Consider the following 18,378-nt stretch of genomic DNA (forward strand, 5'->3'; position numbering starts at 1 on the left):
TTAGATTGATTGCGGTCAATCTAACACTTTTTCTCTTTTGGTACCCGTTCGCTTTATTTTTTTGCCGCTTCTTGAATCTCATAAAATGCCCAATGATTACTTGGGACATCTTTAAATATTGGCTCTTGATGTTCTGTTGTTACTTGCCGTTCAAACAAGCGATTTAGCACCTTCACCGCTTGGGCACGTGTTAAATAACCTTCAGGATTAAATGTGTCTACCGTTACGCCAGTCATAATGCCCAATGCATTGACAGTATTAATTGCTTTGATAGCCCAATGACTATTACTAACATCTTTGAAAACGATGCCCACTGATGTTGGTTTACAAAAATCTGCATTAGGATTTTCTTTGCACTGTCTTTCTACCCAACGAGCTGCTACTACTGCCATTTGTGCACGTGTAATGGAACCGTTCGGATTAAAGCTTGTCTCCGTAACACCTTTAAATAAACCTGTTTCCTTCACAAATTCGATTGCATCTTTTGCATCATGTTGAGCCGTATCTGTAAATGTCGCATTAGACTTTGGAATCGCATTACTTGTTAGTTGTCGTGCAAACATACTTGCCATCTGTGCGCGCGTTACAAATGCATTCGGTCGGAATGTACCATCTGCATAGCCTTGAATATAAGGTGTATATTTAACATCGTCACCCTTGTCTGGCAAATAGAGCATGGAGAAAGTAGAGAATTTTGTAACTTTAAATTGCAAGCCTAGCATATCTTTTTGATAATCTACAACTTTCCCATGTAATAACTCTTTTGTGCCATCGCTATGCTCGATATAGATAGCTAAATTATTAAGCTGTTCTTGGGATAAATTATTAGGCAAAGGTAAGGTTAATGTTACTGGGCGATTTTGCATATTGGTCTCAATTTTCATTGGACGCCCTATTAACTTACTAATTGAACTACCAGTTATATCTTTATCAATCAATTCATTTTTTGCACGCTCTTCGATTTCTAATTGCTCGTTTTGTTCATTTAAAGGTATTAGTCGGAAATATAAATTATAATTAAATGTTGCCAATGAATCTTTTGAAACATCAATGTTTACATTATAAGCCTGGATAGTTAGATTTAATTGATTGTTTTTCAACAGGCTAACAATATTATTAGGTATTGATATATCAACCTGTTTTACTTTATCCTGTGAATCTGGAATAACAATACGTGCTTGATCTGACCCTACTTCTTTCAACTTAGAAATAGTTTCTAATGCACTTTTTTCTGTTAAAATCACTTCATCTTTCATGAATCCATCTTCACCAATTGTTCGTTTAATTGTCGTTTTAGAAACAGCTTCTCCACTACTTGACTCTATATTCACAGTAAAAATTTCTGTAGATTCAGAGACAGTTGTATCCCCGCTATTAATAGGAGCATTTTCCCTAGTAACCAAAATTGTATATTCCCTTTGGCTACCATCTTCAGCAGTCACTAAAATCTTTATTGTATTCATACCTGTTACAAGCTTTATTGCTTCCGTACTTGCCTGACTGTTTATTGTTACATTTGCTTTATCGTCCTCAGCTATAGCTCTAATATTTACACTATCTACTATATGTGGAACTTTTGCTGTATAAGATATTGTCTTCTTATCAAATGGCGTATTGAAGTTGCCCGAAGTAATCGTTAACTCCTTTAAAAAAGCATTTTGACTCGGTGAAAATGCTTTTACATTAATAGAGAAGACTTTAGTTTCCACATATTCACCGAAGGAAATTTTAGCAGTCAATGTAACCATTTCATTTCCTTTGCCTGCAGATGGGCGTATAACTTCGCCATTACCTTTAACTACCTCTGGCTTGTCAGATACCCAAGTTATTGTCGCACCATGATCTCCAATAATAGGTAGAACAAGATTTTTAGTTACATTTTCTGAAGTATCATTTTGAGCATATAAAATAGTAAGTGCATCTTTATCAAGTTGTACTTTTTTAATAAAAATACTATTAACTTCACTATCAAACACGGATTGTAAAGTTTCTATAGAATCAAAACCTTGATTAGGACGTGCCATAATAATTTGCTGACAGACTTTATCTTGATCTTCTATAGTCAGGCGATTGAAGTTACTATAATTTAAATGATAATCATCAATAAAAATTGTCCATAGTGTAAGTGCATCTGTCGCATTGTTAACATTTATAAGATAGGATCGATCATTGACAGCATTTAAATATACTTGTCGTAATGTACTTGTAGAAGTATACCCTGTCTGTGGTCGCTCAATTAATAATTTATTTGCCAAATAATTTTGATCTGCTACTTTAAAATTTTGAAATAAATCATTTCCTTGAGCTGTGTAATGTACTACACTCCAATCTGTAGTCATTGCTAATTTCATTTCTTCTTTATTAGTTGCGGTATTAAATGAATAAAAATCACTTTTTGCCGCTACAAAAGTCACAGGCATCATAATAATTACTAAGATAGTTACCATAATTAAATTTATTACTTTTCTTTTAGAATATTGAATAAAAATCGCCCTCTCTTTTTAATAGTGACCAATTGTAGAATAATCGTTTTTAGGTAATAATATCCATTCTGATTTGTTAAAAATTGATGAACCAGATTGTAGCCTTTTATCTCTTATATAACCACCGTTACTTTCCAATATCGGGATGTTTGAATCCCTAACCCCAACCGTATCTACTACAATGCCATTACTGTCTTTTAATGTCATTGAAACCGTTATTTTAGAGGCATCTCTAAAAATAAAATCATCATTGAAGTATTGTGAAGTAGTAATATCAAAAAAGTCATAAAAATAAGTATGGATTAACACAAAGTTTGTGTTTGGATATACTAAAGGTATATTTATTGTTTTGATACTATGTTGCTTTAAAATTAGATTATATTGCTGAATTTCTATTTTATAATTTGATAGAGGAACCATTGTTGCATTATATATTTCTAGCACATCATTATATTCTCCATTTTGCACAAAATCTGATATAAAAAGTCCTGGGGCCTCTACACTGAAAATAAAGCTTGTTGATACTAGCCCACCTTTTCCATCATCTGCTGAAATAGTAATAACGCTTGTACCCAATGCATTTTGTGTAATTTTAAGAGACGAACCATTCAGACTAGCAGTTGCTACTCCACTATTACTCGAGCTTACAGTTAATGTTAATGTATCGTTATCATCATCTGAAAACACATCACTTACTATCATCTCCCAATACTTCCCACCTATTGTTGCTCTTTGATTACTAATTGTTTTAGCAACCATTGGGGCATGGTTAAACGTTGGGTTAGATACAGTAACTATAAAACTTGTAGATACTTGCCCACCTTTTCCATCATCCGCATGGACTGTAATAGTACTTACGCCTGCTGCTATCGGCAGAACAGTAATTGTTTGTCCATTAATTTGAGCTGTAGCAATAGATTCATCACTAGAATTAACATTTATCGTAAGAACGTCATTGTCTGCATCTGAAAAAATACCACTACCGTCTATAGTGATGACATCATTCACTATTCCTGATTTATTACTAATTGATTGCACAACCACAGGAGGTTGGTTCGGTGGACTAATTACGGTAACAGCAAATGTTGTAGTTTCCCTACCTCCGTTACCATCATCTGCTTGTACTGAAATTATACTTTGGCCTATGCCTACTGGTATGATAGTTATCATTTGAGAATTCAATTGAGCTGTAGCAACAGATTCATCACTCGAACTAACTTCTAACGTTAAAATATCATCATCTACATCAGCAAAAACATTACTTGCATCAACTAGAATTGGCGCATCTCCAACATGCCCAGTTTGATCATTTATTACTTGAGTAACTATTGGTATGTTATTCAACTTAGGTAAGACTTCTACCTCAAAACTACTGCTTGCTCTTCCTAACTTTCGATCATCAGCACTGATCTTTATTCTTGTCTTCCCAGGTGAAAGCGCCTCAATGGTTAATAAATTTGAATTTAAATCTGCTGTTACAATACCTACAGTTTCAGTAATAGCTTTAAGTATTAACTGATCGTTATCTGCATCATAAAATAACTTACTTAAATCAATAACAATTTTTCCTTGTCCCAGTGTCATTGATTGCTTTGGAATTATTTCAGAAGCTACAACAACAGGAGGATGATTAACAGAAGCAGCATAGGCTAATTTTTCTTGAAAACAAAAACTACAGATTAATGTTAGTAAAATGGCTATCATAAAACACTCTCTTTTTCGATACAAAGTTACCCCTCCTTTTTTAAATTTAAGCAATGACTTTTAACTCATACCCCATTATATATCAGTACTAAAATCCTAACTACGAGATATTACAATGACAAAAGTTAATTTTTCTTAACCTTTATTTGATATAAAAGAGGCGATTACATAATTTATTTTATCTGTTATATAGTTGAAATTTACTAAACGGCAAAACAGAAAACCCGAACTATTACAAAACACTAAATTAGAGTGTTTTTTTAAAAGTTCGGGATTTTCATTGGCTAAAATTCTTTCATCCAGCCGTTTTAACTAATTCATTATCTACTATGAGTATGTTTTACTGCAGCTTCTTGAATCTCATAAAATGCCCAATGATTACTTTGGACGTCTTTAAAAATTGGACTTTGAAGCTCTGTTGGCGCTTGACGCTCAAACAAGTGATTTAGTACCTTCACTGCTTGCGCACGAGTTAAATTACCATCTGGATTAAATGTGTCTGCTGTTGTCCCCGTCATAATGCCCAATGCATAGACAGTATCAATCGCTTGAACAGCCCAATGATTATTACTAACATCTTTGAAGGCATTACCTTCTGATGTTGTTTTACAAAAATCTGCATTTGGATTGTCTACGCAGTGCTTTTCTATCCAACGAGCCGCTACTGCCGCCATTTGGGCACGCGTAATGAAGCCATTTGGATTAAAGCTTGTCTCCGTAACACCATTAAATAAACCTGCATCCTTCACAAATTCTATGGCATCTTTTGCGTCATGTTTCATTGTATCTGTATACGATGCCTGCGCTTGCGGAATTGCATTACCTGTTAATTGACGAGCGAACATACTTGCCATCTGTGCGCGCGTTACAGATGCATTCGGACGGAATGTGCCATCTGCATAGCCTTGAATATACGGTGTATGTGTAATATCGTCAGTCGTTGGTTCCTCATCTACTGGTAAATAGAGAACTGAGAAAGTAGAGAATTTTGTAACTTCAAATTGCACACCTAACATATCTTTTTGATAATCTACAACTTTGCCACGTAATAACTCTTTTGTGCCATCGCTATGCTCGATAAAAATTGCTAAATTATCAAGTTGTTCTTGCGTTATATTCTTCGGTAATGGCAATGTTAATGTCACTGGGCGATTTTGCATATTCGTTTCAATGGTCATTGGTCTGCCTAGTAATTGAATCATTTTACTATCAACAACCTCTTTAAATTGCGTTTCTTGTTTCACTCGATTCTCTATTTCTAATCGATCTATTGCTGCTTTGATTGGTATAAGTCGGAAGTATAAATCATTATCGAAAGAATTAATCGAGCTCTTTGGAATTTCAATTTTAGCGTTTATAGAGTCAATTTCTAAATTAACAGAGCTTTGCTTTAGAATAGATACAATATTACTTGGAATCGACACGTTAATTTGCTTTATTTTATCCTGTAAATCTGGAATGACAATACGTGCCTTATCTGAAGCCTGCTCTTTTAACTTTGCAATCGTTTCTCTTGCGCTCTTTTCTGTAAATACCACAGCATCATTAAAAGTACCGTCAGCATTCTTTGTACGTTTAATTGTAGTTTTCGAAACAGTCGTGCCATCTCCTGACTCTACATCTACTACAATATCTTCAACCTCAGAAGAAGGTGGTGTAGTTGATTCTGAGCCTGAATTATTAGCTGGTGGATTAGTGTTACCACCACCTGTATTGATGCTACCCCATTTAGCGTACAGCGTAATATTCTCTGTTATAACATCTGATACAAAGTTCCATGCTGTTGTGAGAGCTGCATCTTTATACCAACCTTCAAATACATAGCCGGACTTGACTGGCTTTTCTGCTGTAATTATTGAGTTATATTGAACTTGCTTCGAGTTAATCGTTGTTCCGCCATTTGAAACAAAGCTCACTGTAAACTGTTTAATTGCCCATTGTGCAAAAAGTGTTACATTCTCTGTTCCCATTTTAAATGACTCATTTGGTGAATAATAAGTACCTGTACCGTCAGCTTTTGTATTCCAACCTGTAAATATGTGTCCAGTTTTAACAAGCTGTCCATCATTAGCAGACACCACAACATCAGCATTTTGACCGTACTTTGCACTATCTATTGGCGCAGTTCCACCTGTACTACCGTTTCCATTGTACATAACCGTATAAGTCACAGGAGAAATAATGTTAGGCTCAGATGAAGTCCCTTGATTTCCATCTAAAATAAGAGCCCCATCTCCTTTTGGTTGAACAGTAAACGTATAGCTTCCTATTCCATTTAATTGAAGCTCAGCAGTAAAATCTACTCCATCTTGAATATTTTCTGCTAAAATATTTTTTACCGTTCCGACAACTGCACTATCCTTATACAAAAGAACATCGTAGCTAACTGCATTCGGAACACTTTGCCACTTCGCAATACTTCCGTCCCATCTCAAACTATCCGTTACAGTAGCTAATTTTATAATCGCTTGTGTATTCGAAGATGCCGAAGTATCTCCGTCTAAATAGGTTAGCCCATCGCCTTTTGGTGTTACTTTTACTGTATATACCCCTGCTCCAGCAGCTCGCATTGCTGCTAAGAAATTATGAGCTGTTTTATTAGCCAGTACATTGATGGCACTGCCAATTGGTTGGCTATCTTTATAGAGCTGTACTTCGTATAAAGATTCATTATCTATATCTGACCACGTTGCTATACCTACCGTGCTTAAGTTAACATTTGTCACTTTTTCGAGTGATAGCAATGCTCTTGTTACATTAATCGTATAGGTTTTAGTTGTTAAACCATTTTCAGCAGTCACAATAATAGGGATAGCATTGTTCCCCACATTTAGAGATATTGTTTTACCTACTGCATTTGCAACTGATTCCCCATCTAATGTAATCGTTGCATTACTATCTGTCGTTGTTGGGATGACATCAATTGTCGTAACATCGTGAGCTACATTGACTTGATAATTTAGTTGACCACTTGAAAAACTTGGATTTAACTGTTGTGTTGAAACAGTTAAATTGCTTAAGTCAGCATTATTGCTAGGTAGTAATGTTGTAAAACGCCATACGTTATTCGCTGTTATACCCGCTACTTCCTGATTATCTATATCTACAAATGCTCCATTATCCATTAATACATAATAAGTCATTGCTTTAGTTAAATTACTAGATATTTGAATTGATACGCTAGAGCCATTCAATGTCACTTTTGTTGAAGTTGCTTCTATTGATTCTATTAAACTGTCATGTTGATCATAGATACGAAGATGTTTCCCTGCAACGCCACTGATAGCTTTGCTGAAATTTAGCGTTAGCGTAGGTTTAGTAGAAACATTTGTCGCATTGTTAACCGGTACTGTTGATACGATTGTTGGAATCGGCGCTTCTATGATATCTGTCACCGAAATGGTAAATGGTTTTTCAAAAGATAAGCCACCTTGATCTGTAACCCTAACCCGTACACTGTAGCTATTCTTTGTTTCGAAATCAAATGAACTAGTTGTTCGCAACTCATTTCCTACTATACTAAAACTACTATTATCAGTAGCCCCTGCTCCACTTACTAAACTATACGTAAATGTGTTTCCTGCATCAGAATCTGTGGCACTGAATGTTCCTACCTTTGTTCCCGATGGTTGATTTTCTGCCACTGTGTCTGCGCTTAATGATATATCTGTTGGGGCCTCATTGACATTAGAAATGAGAATAGTGAATACTTTTTCAAAAGTCAATCCACCTTTATCCGTGACCTTAATTCGAACACTGTAGCTGTTTTTTGTTTCATAATCAAATGAACTACTTGTTCGCAGTTCATTTCCTACTATGCTAAAGCTACTATTATCGGTAGCCCCAACTCCACTTACTAAACTATACGTAAATGTGTCTCCTGCATCAGAATCTATAGCACTGAATGTTCCTACCTTTGTTCCCAATGGTTGATTTTCTGCCACTGTGTCTGCGCTTAATGATATATCTGTTGGGGCCTCATTGACATTAGAAATGAGAATAGTGAATACTTTTTCAAAAGTCAATCCACCTTTATCCGTGACCTTAATTTGAACACTGTAGCTGTTTTTAGTTTCATAATCAAATGAACTACTTGTTCGCAGTTCATTCCCTACTATGCTAAAGCTACTATTATCGGTAGCCCCAGCTCCACTTACTAAACTATACGTAAATGTGTCTCCTGCATCAGAATCTATAGCACTCAATGTTCCAACCGTCGTTCCCGATGGTTGATTTTCTTCCACTGAAGCTGAGCTTAATGTGATATCAGTCGGTGCGCTATTCTGTTGGGCTTCACCGTAAGTAATTTTTAGTGAAGGCCACACCTCAGTATCCAATGAATCACTAAGTTTAGCCACAGACATATTACTCGAATCACTCGTTAATATAAATGTAACATTATTCCCACTAATGGCAGATGGACTTGTTACTAAGTTTGTCACATCAATTAAGTTTTGATAAGTATACCCACCATCATTTATTTCTACAGTTTCAACTTTCGCAGGCGTTCCATGTATGAAATCTGGAAAATCACTATTCTGAAAATTACTATTCCAATCATTATCACCTATTCTAACAGTTAGATTAGAAAAAATTTCATTATTTATATCTTCATTAATTCCAGATAAAGTGAGCTGCGCTGAAAGAATAGGTCTAGATGTATCAACAGTAAATTTGATGGCAGCCAAATCTGTCATATACATATTCTTAACATAGTTATAGTTATATGAAACGGAAAAAATATCAGGATCAGAATAAGGACTTGCATCAGTCAATGCACCATTAGAATCCTTTTGTACATTCAGCTGTTCCACAGGATGTAACGTTTCTGGAATACTAGTACTAGCACCTACAGGCTGTATTCCTAAAGTTGTGAAAACCATCGTAGCAATGGTGACAATTACAATTATTTTGTATAGTGCTGTTTTCATAAAAGAAATTAAATCCATGCTCACTCCCTCTTTCTATGGCTTCGGAGGATAAATTCCTTCTAAGCAAATAATAAAATTCATTGCAACAAAAGGCTGCATATTATTGTGTGGCTGATTCCCACCTTGTGGCTTTACAATGTCCGCTTTCATTGCAACTGCATTTTTCACATTAACATAAGGTTTTGCCGAAAGAGCTGACTCACTTCCCCAAATGGCATTAGTAGGGTTGTCAATACCACCTGCTACTACTGAGGAACCCTGTGCTGTATGATTATGAATCGGCATTTGCGTTTCATTAAGTGTTACTGTACTTAATCCGATTGATTGTGCAATTGTTCTTGGCGTTAAATTAGGACCATTACCAAAGTGCATAGGGGCACATCCCCTTAAATCAGGTAATTTAAATGTTGTCTTACCATCGCCGCCATAAGTTATTCCGATAATGGAGAACAAAGCATTATTTTGAACAACAGACAATTCACGTCCATCACAAAATGCCCAGTCACTTGGCGCATAGTTTCCTGCAAAAATTCTAATTTCACCTAAATACGGATCCATTTCCTCATTCCTCCTTATCCTCTACTTGGAAAAATACCCATTGTTGCGATACAAAAAGATACACTTAAATAGGGCTGCATATTAGTATGTGATTTACTCTGTCCTGTAATTGACAAAGCAGCTTCGTGCATTGCCACATTATCATTTTTAGCGTAAATATCCTTTCCATTAACTGCACCCCATGTATTGTCTTTTGGTGAAGGCTTATCTGTTGTTGATGAGTCGGCTGTTATTTGATGTGTATGAGCAGGCATCTCGTTAACTGTCAATGTATGTTCTGCTTCTCCACCTGCTAATCCGTATGCAATCTGATTACCTGCATGTATTGGTACTTTCCCTTGTAAATTAGGAATGGCAAAAGTTGTCTTACCGTCCCCACCATACGTAAATCCTAACAATGAATAAAGTGCAGTATTTGTAGTTATCGATAACAGTTGACCATTACAAGGAAGCCACCCTCGCGGTATTTTATCGAAACTAAAAAGACGTATTTCTCCTAAAAATGGCTCTGCCATTGAACTCACTCCTTTTATATAAAATCAGGATAAAAACCTTGTGTTGCAATAATAAAATTAATGACAAACGAAGGCATGATGTTACTATGTGCATGAGTCCCACCTTCATAAGAAACTAACTCATTGTTCATTTGTACAATATTACTGGAAGCATTCGTTTGATAGTTTGTGAGTTTTGATACGCCCCAAGTATTATTAGCTGGCGAATTTTCTGTCGCTTCAGCTGTTAGATTATTGGCATAAACCCCATGCGTATGTGCAGGCAAATGTTCCTCGGTTAATGTCACTGTCTCCGCTCCGCCTTTACTAGCAATAGGATATTCTGGACTTTTATGAATTGGGATTCTTCCACGTAAATCAGGTAACGCAAAATTTGTTACCCCATCGCCACCATATTTATTTCCTATTAACGAAAAAAGAGCCTGGTACTCATTAACCGATAATAATTGTCCATTACAAAGCTCCCAATCCCTTGGAGCATACTTACCACTAAACATACGAATTTCACCTAGGTACGCATCTGACATACCAACACACTCCTTCTCTTTTTATTTCCATAGCATTTTTATATAAATCTCGTTTTCCTGAATAACTTGAAATCCTAGTCTCTCATAGAGATATCTTGCAGCATTTGTTTTAAGGACGTGTAATACAACTGCTTTCTTTTGTACTTTTGCCTTTTTCTGCAGTTGAACAATAATATATGTCCCAATACATCTTCCCTGATATTTTGGCAATATAGCTATATCAATCAGACGATGATATTCAGATAGTTCTTCCGTGAGAATCCTGCCAACACATTCAGCATCCGCAACAATAATCCAATGATTTGCCCTTGGAAATTGCTGATTATACGAAACTTGTTGTGCGCGCCATTGCATTGCTAAAAAATCGGACCTTTGTTCCGCTGACCATCCCCATGAATTCACTTCTTGATTTCTTGTCGAGGCATAGATTTCGTATAGAAATGTTTCATCTTCCTTTGTGATAGATTTAAGCTTTATTTTCATCAAATATGTTCCACTTTCTTTTAGGCATTCTTATTCGTTACAATGATAGATCGTACAAAGTTATGTCCTTTGTCAGGCAAGTCTTCCCAACTATCGACGTGCAATTGATGATCAGCTAAGCATTCAGCTCGATTTTTGCTCTTTTGTGGAACGTCTAGCGCTATCGAGATTGTGCCATATGATTTTCCGCCTTGTGGGACTATATCTCGCCATGAGCAAGAGCATTCATATCCATTGGGACCTGTGGATGCTTTTATTCCCAATGCCTGTAATGTTGTGTTTGGAGGAATATTTACCGGCTTCTGGTCTTCCATATCATCGGTATTCCAGATACCCCACGCTAGCTGCGATTGAAAAACTTCAAGCTCACGGTCTGTTGCATTTGTAATCATTAATGAAAATGTCCAAGTCGCCATTTTAGTGCGCTCCTCCTGTCGTTACTTTATTTCTCGTATTATCCATTACATCGTATAGATGCGTACGATGTAATACGGCATAATCCCATTCAGAAGCACCAATTAACGTTGTTACATTATTGTTGTCCGTTCGATAAAGAAGAATCATTTTACTAAAAATCCAAGGTACAACGTCCATATCTTTATCACTCGGGGCTTCAAAAACTCTTTCTTTCGATTTTTTCTCAGTTTGCTGTTGCTCTGTTGTAACAGCATTTAATATATTAAACTTCGCTTTTAATTCCGCCTGTAGTTCCTGTGCCACACTTGCTTTTACCACTTTTTCATCAGATATAGAGATCTTTTCTGTAAATTTAAAGGCCGTTTCAATGGTACTAACTTTCTCTTCCACCACTTTACTTGTAGTAGATAATCCAAACTCATCTTTTACTGTAATTTTTCCCTTTTTCGTAACAGTTTCGATTTTAGACGCATCTGCTCTTAAACTAGTCACTTCTACGGAATAATACTGTTGTACTTCACGTTGCTTTAAATAAAGACTATCAAACGTTAAATCATTGACCCCATCAAATAATCTTTTTGAAATAGTAAAGATAGGTGTTTTGAATAACGACATCTTTTCAAAATGAACACCACTAGGAATATATTGATTTAAATCAATATCTCTCACATCTTCGATTTCAACTAATGCGTTAATTTTGGCCCAATCTGTTTCTAGATTGTTTCTTATTTCATTTTGTTTTAATTTATCTAGCTTGTTAGAAATACGGATATTTCGAACAAAGCTATGGCCATCATGTGTAATGTCTTTCCACTCAGCTACTTCAAAATATCCATTTGCTCGACATCTAGCTTCATTAGGATCATTATAAGGAACATTCACATAGAGACTTATTACCCCGTACGGTGCTTGCGTTTCACTATTTTTATCTTTCCAAGAGCAAGAAAATTCATAACCATTTGGTCCAAATGCTGATTTGGCGCCAACAGCTTGAATTGTTTGCCCTGCTTTAATAGTTTGAGGTTTTTTATCCTCTTCACCATCTGTATTCCAATAGCCCCAATGTAATTGCGATTCTACTAGCTCTAAATCTCGATCTGTATCATTTGTGACATTTAAATAAAAAGTCCATGCCATCGCTACCCCTCCTAATATCAGAATTTTCCGAACAATAAATACATATTTATATTTAATTGCTATCTCTTACTACCTAAAAAACGGTGTCGAATATTGTATTTTCTTAGGACTCTCTTACTGTTTTTCATTATATTATAAATTCCCTATTTTCCTCTACGAAATTTAAGTTAAGTTTTCTTAACCTTTCTACCTATTATTATTTTGTCATATTAAAAAGAATCTGCAGATATTCTTTTAAAAGAACATCTGCAGATTTTTATAGGGCTTATTTATTCATTAAAACGAGTAAATAGCTTCCAAATTAATTCATTACGATCACGCACATCTACCTTTTGAAAAATTAGCTTTAAATGATCCTGAACAGTATAACTAGAAATTCCGAGATTATGTGCAATATCTTTTGTCGCCATACCTTTCATTATTTCAACTATAACGTCCTTTTCTCTAGGTGTAAGCTGATAAGCTGTCAGTAAAAAAGTTAGCATTTCTTTAGGGGATGCTTCGTTTAATACTATCGCTATTTGTTGTTGTAAATCAGCTGTCATGAGAATGGATGCTTGGATTGTTATATAACCTTTGTTATGAATTGGCACTAACAAGGAATTTTCAATGTCCTTTCTGTTTGCCAGTAAGTTCGCACAAATTGCCTGTATTGGCTTCGGCAATTGCCAATCAAGTAATCCTTCATTTTTTCTTAAAAGTACTAACAATTGAGATGCCTTCATATTTGTAGAAAGAATATGCAATTCTTTATTCAAAATAATGATTCCACTTTGCTCCCGTTCTGTTGGCAGTCGCTCTTCGATAATCGTTTGATGGAATCTTTTTAAAGCCTTCCCCATGACAGGCATGAGAATTCTAACTTGTTCTACCTCTGCATCTTGAAAAAAGGGCTGTACATTTTCTGTCTTTTTAAAAAGTGTTAAAAATCCATAGCATTGCCCTTGAAACATCAGTGCAGCTCGAATTTCATCACTAAAGCCATGAGGCTCTAACACCTCTTTATATCGTACACACTGGATACCCACATCACTAAGTCTACCGATATATAGGCCACTTTCTACAAGATAACGATAGTTATTTACATCTCCTGAGCCATATTCCAAAGACATTAGTTGTTGATGAATATTTTCTATTGATTGCTCTGTAACAGCACCTATTGAAAAATACATTTGAGTATCTGTCATAGTGCAACAATATGCATCGAAATTAATAAACTTACGTAAATCTTCTACTATTTTTTGTCGGTACTGAACTGAATTCACGTTATTTTTTAAATAGCTTTCTGATTTCCTTCGCCAATACTGAATATCTTGCACGAAATTCCTCCCCCAGAATTATGGGATAGTTCATTTTCCATAAGTGTTTATAATTGAGAATAATTCTTAATTATATTGTACAACACGGAGGTAAAAAATGAAAAATCTACAACATGATTGGCAAAATCCAATTGTCTCAAGCTACCAAAATACTATTCGACAAAAAATTATTGGTTACGATCTTATTTACGATATGATGACTGAAATCCTTTATAGTTACCCTACTATTGATAGCATGTTAATAGTAGGGGCTGGTGGCGGTCAGGAACTATTTTCCCTCGGGAGGGCATTTCCTTTCTCCCATTTTACAGCCGTTGATACTTCAGAAATCATGCTACAGTTGGCCCGAAAACGTATGGAGAAAGTTGATCCTCCCCCTCAGATTGAGTGGTATGAGGAAGATTTACGTTCATTGGTGCTGCACCATCAGTTTGCAGTTGCATCCTGTCACTTAGTTTTACATTTTATTGAGGAACTAGAACAAAAGAAAGCACTGCTACAAAAAATGGCAGATAGCTTAAAGGATAATGGAGTGTTATTTATTTCATCCATTAATACAGACATGTCAGCAGCAGCATTTCCACTCCAGCTCAAGTATTGGCGGAGCTCTATGCTACAAAATAATTTATCTGAAGAACATTGGCTTCGTTTTGAGCAATCTTTTGGCACATCTACTTATCCAATTAGCCTTGAAATGCTAACTGACTTACTACATGACGTTGGCTTTTCAAAGGTAATGCCATATTTTAAGTCACATATGGTTGATGCTTTAGTGGCCATTAAAGAAGAGGTAAATAAATGACAACAAAAAATATATTAATCGTCGGGGGTTATGGTGAGGTTGGCCGCAAAATCGCAAAATTACTAATGCAAAGTTATCCTAATCGAGTTTGGATTGCTGGAAGAGATTCACAAAAAGCTAAACAGTTTTGCGTCCAACAAAATCATCTTGTTAGCCCGATGCAGCTTGATGTCTCTAAGCCTGTACAGCCAAAGCAGCTTGAAAATATCGCGCTAGTCATTATGTGTCTAGAGCAACAGGATACAGCGTTTGCTGAGCTATGCTTGTCAGAAGGAATTATGTACATTGATATTACTGCAAGTCATACCTTTCTAACAAAACTTGAGCTCCTTCACCCAGTAGCCGTTCAGCATCAATCGACAGCTGTAATGAGCGTAGGAATGGCACCTGGCTTAACGAATTTAATGGCCATGTATGTTGCGCAACAACTGCCTTCGATTGCAAAACTTCATATTTCAATTTTACTTGGGGCAGGCGATAAACATGGTAATGACGCAATTCATTGGATATTAGATCAATTAAATAAGCAATACACCGTTAAAAATCACACTGGGACGAAGATTACTAATTTTACAAATAAACGCTTCGTGCATTTCTATAAGATTGGCAAACGTAGCGTCTATCAATTTAATTTTTCAGATCAGCATACATTAAGCAAACATTTTCCTCGGGCGCAGATTGTAACAAGGATGGGGTTTGATGTAGAATGGCTCAATCGGTTTGTCTCTTTTCTACAAAAAAGCCGACTTTCTAACATGTTAAAAATAAATAAAATACAACACAGCCTTACCTCACTTATCCAAAACGTTAAAATTGGTTCGTCTGTATGTGCGATAAAAGTCGAAGCCATTGAAAAACACACACCACCAATAGCATTATCCTTTGTTGATAATGATGAATCATTAGTTACAGCGAAAATTGCCGCAGCCGTCGCTACTGAGCTTTTAGAAAAAGAGCATCCATTAGGAACCTATCATATAGAGGAGTTATTCAAGCTTGATGCATTTATAAATCAATTTGATGATTCTTCTTTCATTTAAAGCAAAAACGCATTTAGCCTCTAATATAAAAGAGACTAAATGCGTTTCATAAATTATAAAACTTTTTCTAAAAAGTCTTTTGCGCGTTGTGTAGAAGGTGAAGAGAAAAACTCTTCTGGCGGTGCATCTTCTATGAGTTTTCCACCGTCAAGGAATAGAATGCGATCTGCTACTTCACGCGCGAAGCCCATTTCATGCGTTACGATTAACATCGTCATCCCTGAATCTGCTAAGTTTTTCATAACTGCTAACACTTCTTTAACCATTTCTGGGTCAAGAGCAGAAGTAGGCTCATCAAACAGTATCACTTTTGGGTCCATCGCAAGTGCTCTAGCAATTGCTACACGTTGCTTTTGTCCACCTGAAAGGCGACTTGGATATTCATTACGCTTCTCAAAAAGACCCACTTTCGTTAGCAAATCTTCAGCATTTTTAATGGCTGTTGCCTTATCCATCCCCTTTACATTGATGGGTGCATAAGTTAAGTTTTCTAAAACCGTTTTATGTGGGAAAAGGTGAAAATGCTGAAAGACCATGCCGACTTCTTCACGTATCTTCATAATATTTGTCCCTTTATCAGTAAGGTTATCTCCAGCGATTGTAATCTTCCCACTCGTCGGCTCTTCTAATAAATTTAAGCAACGTAAGAATGTAGACTTACCAGAGCCTGATGGTCCGATAATAGCAATTACTTCTTTTTCTTTTATTTCAGTTGAAATACCTTTTAGTACTTCATTTTGCCCAAATGATTTGTGTAAATCTTCAATTTTAATCACTTTTTCTCATTCCTTTCTCGATTCGTTTACCAAGGAACGTCAAGACAAGCGTCATAATATAGTAGATTACCCCAGCAAATAGTAAAGGTTCAAGGTAACGATACGTTGAACCACCCACAATATAGGCACGGCGCATAATATCAAGTGCACTAATAACCGTTACAACAGCTGTTTCTTTATTTAAAGTAATAAATTCATTTACTAAAGAAGGTAAAATATTTTTTACCGCTTGTGGAATAATAATATCTTTCATCATTCTTGAATACGGTATACCTAATGCTTGAGCTGCTTCCATTTGACCTTTATCGACGGCGTTGATTCCGGCACGGATAATTTCTGAAATATAAGCACCTGAGTTTAACCCGAATGCAATGATTGCTGTTGGAATTGGCTCAATTTGAATATCTAATAATTGTGGGACTGCGTAGTAAATAATTAATAATTGTAGGACAAGTGGTGTACCGCGGAAAATGGACGTGTAGAAATCCGCAAGCCATCGTAAAATTTTCACTTTCCCAATTTTACATAATGCTAATAATATACCAACGATAAAACCGATGATGGATGCACCGATTGCAATTTGAAGTGTAACACCTATTCCTTTTAATATATAAGGAATAGAGGGAATGATTGCTGTAAAATCTAAATTCACAGCGTCCCCTCCTTTCTCTTTTCCTTTTAGTGAAATGGACAAGCGATAGCCCTAGATAGAGCTATCGCATTTCAATTGAATTATTCAGCTTTTTCTAACCATTTTTCTTCAAGCTGTTGAATTTTGCCTTCATCAGCTAGTTCTTTTAATGCTTTGTTAATTTTATCTTTTAAATCGCTACCTTTTTGAACAGCGATCGCTTTATGATCTTCTGGTTGTACTTCTACTGGGAACGCCGCTAATTTATCGTTTGTTTTTAGATAACCTTTAGCTACGCCACCTTCCATGATTGCTCCGTCCAAGCGTTTTGACATCATATCTTGGACAATTTCAGGAATACGTGTACGTCCTTCAATAGATACATCTACTTTTTCAGCAATAGCTTTACCTAAATTTTCTTGAATTGAAGCAGTTTGTACACCGACTTTTTTACCAGCTAAGTCCGCTTCTTTTTTAATACCGCTATCTTTTTTAACTACGATAACTTGTTCTGTTTGATTGTATTTGTCTGAGAAATCTACGACTTTTTCTCGCTCTTCATTTGGTGTCATCCCAGAAATAACAACGTCTACTTTACCTGCTTGTAAAGCAGGGACTAAGCTGTTAAAGTCCATATCTTGAACTTGCATTTCTACACCTAGTTTTTCACCGACTAGTTTAATTAAATCAATATCAAATCCAATAATTTCTTCACCTTTAGCAGCGTCAACATATTCAAATGGTGCGTAGTCTGCTGATGTACCTACTTTTAGTACTTGTTTCTCTGCTGAATCTGAACCAGTATTTGAATTTGTTGCATTATCATCTTTAGTTCCACATGCTGCAAGTACACCAATTAATAGAACGAGCATAAGCATGAAAATTTTGTTCTTCATATTCTAATTTCTCCTTTTTTTTCGTTTTTTATTGTATATGAGACATTTGTGTCTCGAAAATAGTCGATTGGATATTTATTCATATAGCAGAATAAAAAATCTATCTGCTAATTAAGATATACTCTTTCAAAATAATTTTCAAGCTATACACGAAATTTT

15 protein-coding genes are annotated in these 18,378 nt (G+C 35.8%); 2 read left to right on the forward strand and 13 right to left on the reverse strand.

Going from position 1 to position 18,378, the window contains the following annotated elements; genetic code table 11:
* Positions 1 to 53: 53 nt before the first annotated feature.
* The 10 genes from ACIQXW_RS22590 to ACIQXW_RS22635 form a co-directional block, all read right to left on the reverse strand.
* Positions 54 to 2,447 (reverse strand): S-layer homology domain-containing protein, encoded by a 2,394-nt coding sequence (locus tag ACIQXW_RS22590; RefSeq protein WP_402765741.1) that lies wholly within the window; start codon positions 2,445 to 2,447, stop codon positions 54 to 56.
* A 54-nt stretch (positions 2,448 to 2,501) separates the two neighbouring features.
* Positions 2,502 to 4,211 (reverse strand): RTX toxin, encoded by a 1,710-nt coding sequence (locus ACIQXW_RS22595; RefSeq protein ID WP_402765744.1) that lies wholly within the window; start codon positions 4,209 to 4,211, stop codon positions 2,502 to 2,504.
* 296 nt (positions 4,212 to 4,507) lie between these two features.
* Entirely contained in the window at positions 4,508 to 9,136 is a 4,629-nt protein-coding gene (locus tag ACIQXW_RS22600) for a cadherin domain-containing protein (protein WP_402765747.1), read from the reverse strand.
* 15 nt (positions 9,137 to 9,151) lie between these two features.
* Positions 9,152 to 9,676, reverse strand: a complete 525-nt coding sequence (locus tag ACIQXW_RS22605; protein ID WP_340821359.1) for a phage tail protein — start codon at positions 9,674 to 9,676, stop codon at positions 9,152 to 9,154.
* Positions 9,677 to 9,690: 14 nt separating this feature from the next.
* Positions 9,691 to 10,191: a phage tail protein gene (locus ACIQXW_RS22610; RefSeq protein ID WP_402765750.1), complete on the reverse strand. Its 501-nt coding sequence runs from the start codon at positions 10,189 to 10,191 to the stop codon at positions 9,691 to 9,693.
* 14 nt (positions 10,192 to 10,205) lie between these two features.
* Positions 10,206 to 10,718, reverse strand: a complete 513-nt coding sequence (locus ACIQXW_RS22615; protein ID WP_402765753.1) for a phage tail protein — start codon at positions 10,716 to 10,718, stop codon at positions 10,206 to 10,208.
* 21 nt (positions 10,719 to 10,739) lie between these two features.
* A complete protein-coding gene (locus ACIQXW_RS22620) occupies positions 10,740 to 11,201 on the reverse strand; it encodes a GNAT family N-acetyltransferase (protein WP_402765841.1) in 462 nt (153 codons plus the stop codon).
* Positions 11,202 to 11,221: 20 nt separating this feature from the next.
* Positions 11,222 to 11,617: a hypothetical protein gene (locus ACIQXW_RS22625; protein ID WP_340821363.1), complete on the reverse strand. Its 396-nt coding sequence runs from the start codon at positions 11,615 to 11,617 to the stop codon at positions 11,222 to 11,224.
* Position 11,618: 1 nt separating this feature from the next.
* Positions 11,619 to 12,755, reverse strand: a complete 1,137-nt coding sequence (locus tag ACIQXW_RS22630) for a hypothetical protein (protein WP_402765755.1) — start codon at positions 12,753 to 12,755, stop codon at positions 11,619 to 11,621.
* A gap of 269 nt (positions 12,756 to 13,024) precedes the next feature.
* Positions 13,025 to 14,074: a helix-turn-helix transcriptional regulator gene (locus ACIQXW_RS22635; protein ID WP_402765758.1), complete on the reverse strand. Its 1,050-nt coding sequence runs from the start codon at positions 14,072 to 14,074 to the stop codon at positions 13,025 to 13,027.
* Positions 14,075 to 14,171: 97 nt separating this feature from the next.
* On the opposite strand from ACIQXW_RS22635, the gene ACIQXW_RS22640 reads away from it, so the two are divergent.
* Both ACIQXW_RS22640 and ACIQXW_RS22645 read left to right on the forward strand, forming a co-directional pair.
* Positions 14,172 to 14,876, forward strand: coding sequence for a class I SAM-dependent methyltransferase (locus ACIQXW_RS22640; RefSeq protein WP_402765761.1), 705 nt, complete (start codon positions 14,172 to 14,174; stop codon positions 14,874 to 14,876).
* Positions 14,873 to 15,916, forward strand: coding sequence for a saccharopine dehydrogenase family protein (locus ACIQXW_RS22645; RefSeq protein WP_402765764.1), 1,044 nt, complete (start codon positions 14,873 to 14,875; stop codon positions 15,914 to 15,916). The genes ACIQXW_RS22640 and ACIQXW_RS22645 overlap by 4 nt, the downstream gene beginning before the upstream one ends.
* A 53-nt stretch (positions 15,917 to 15,969) precedes the next feature.
* On the opposite strand, the gene ACIQXW_RS22650 is transcribed toward ACIQXW_RS22645, so the two are convergent.
* The 3 genes from ACIQXW_RS22650 to ACIQXW_RS22660 all read right to left on the reverse strand — a co-directional run bounded on the left by ACIQXW_RS22650 (position 15,970) and on the right by ACIQXW_RS22660 (position 18,219).
* Positions 15,970 to 16,692: an amino acid ABC transporter ATP-binding protein gene (locus ACIQXW_RS22650; RefSeq protein ID WP_401013928.1), complete on the reverse strand. Its 723-nt coding sequence runs from the start codon at positions 16,690 to 16,692 to the stop codon at positions 15,970 to 15,972.
* Positions 16,685 to 17,344 (reverse strand): amino acid ABC transporter permease, encoded by a 660-nt coding sequence (locus ACIQXW_RS22655; RefSeq protein ID WP_402765767.1) that lies wholly within the window; start codon positions 17,342 to 17,344, stop codon positions 16,685 to 16,687. Before ACIQXW_RS22655 ends, ACIQXW_RS22650 begins: the two co-directional genes overlap by 8 nt.
* Before the next feature lie 80 nt (positions 17,345 to 17,424).
* Complete coding sequence (locus ACIQXW_RS22660) at positions 17,425 to 18,219, reverse strand: transporter substrate-binding domain-containing protein (protein WP_402765770.1); 795 nt, start codon at positions 18,217 to 18,219, stop codon at positions 17,425 to 17,427.
* Positions 18,220 to 18,378 lie beyond the last annotated feature (159 nt).

The organism is Lysinibacillus sp. NPDC097162, assembly GCF_044762185.1.
Lineage (GTDB): Bacteria > Bacillota > Bacilli > Bacillales_A > Planococcaceae > Lysinibacillus.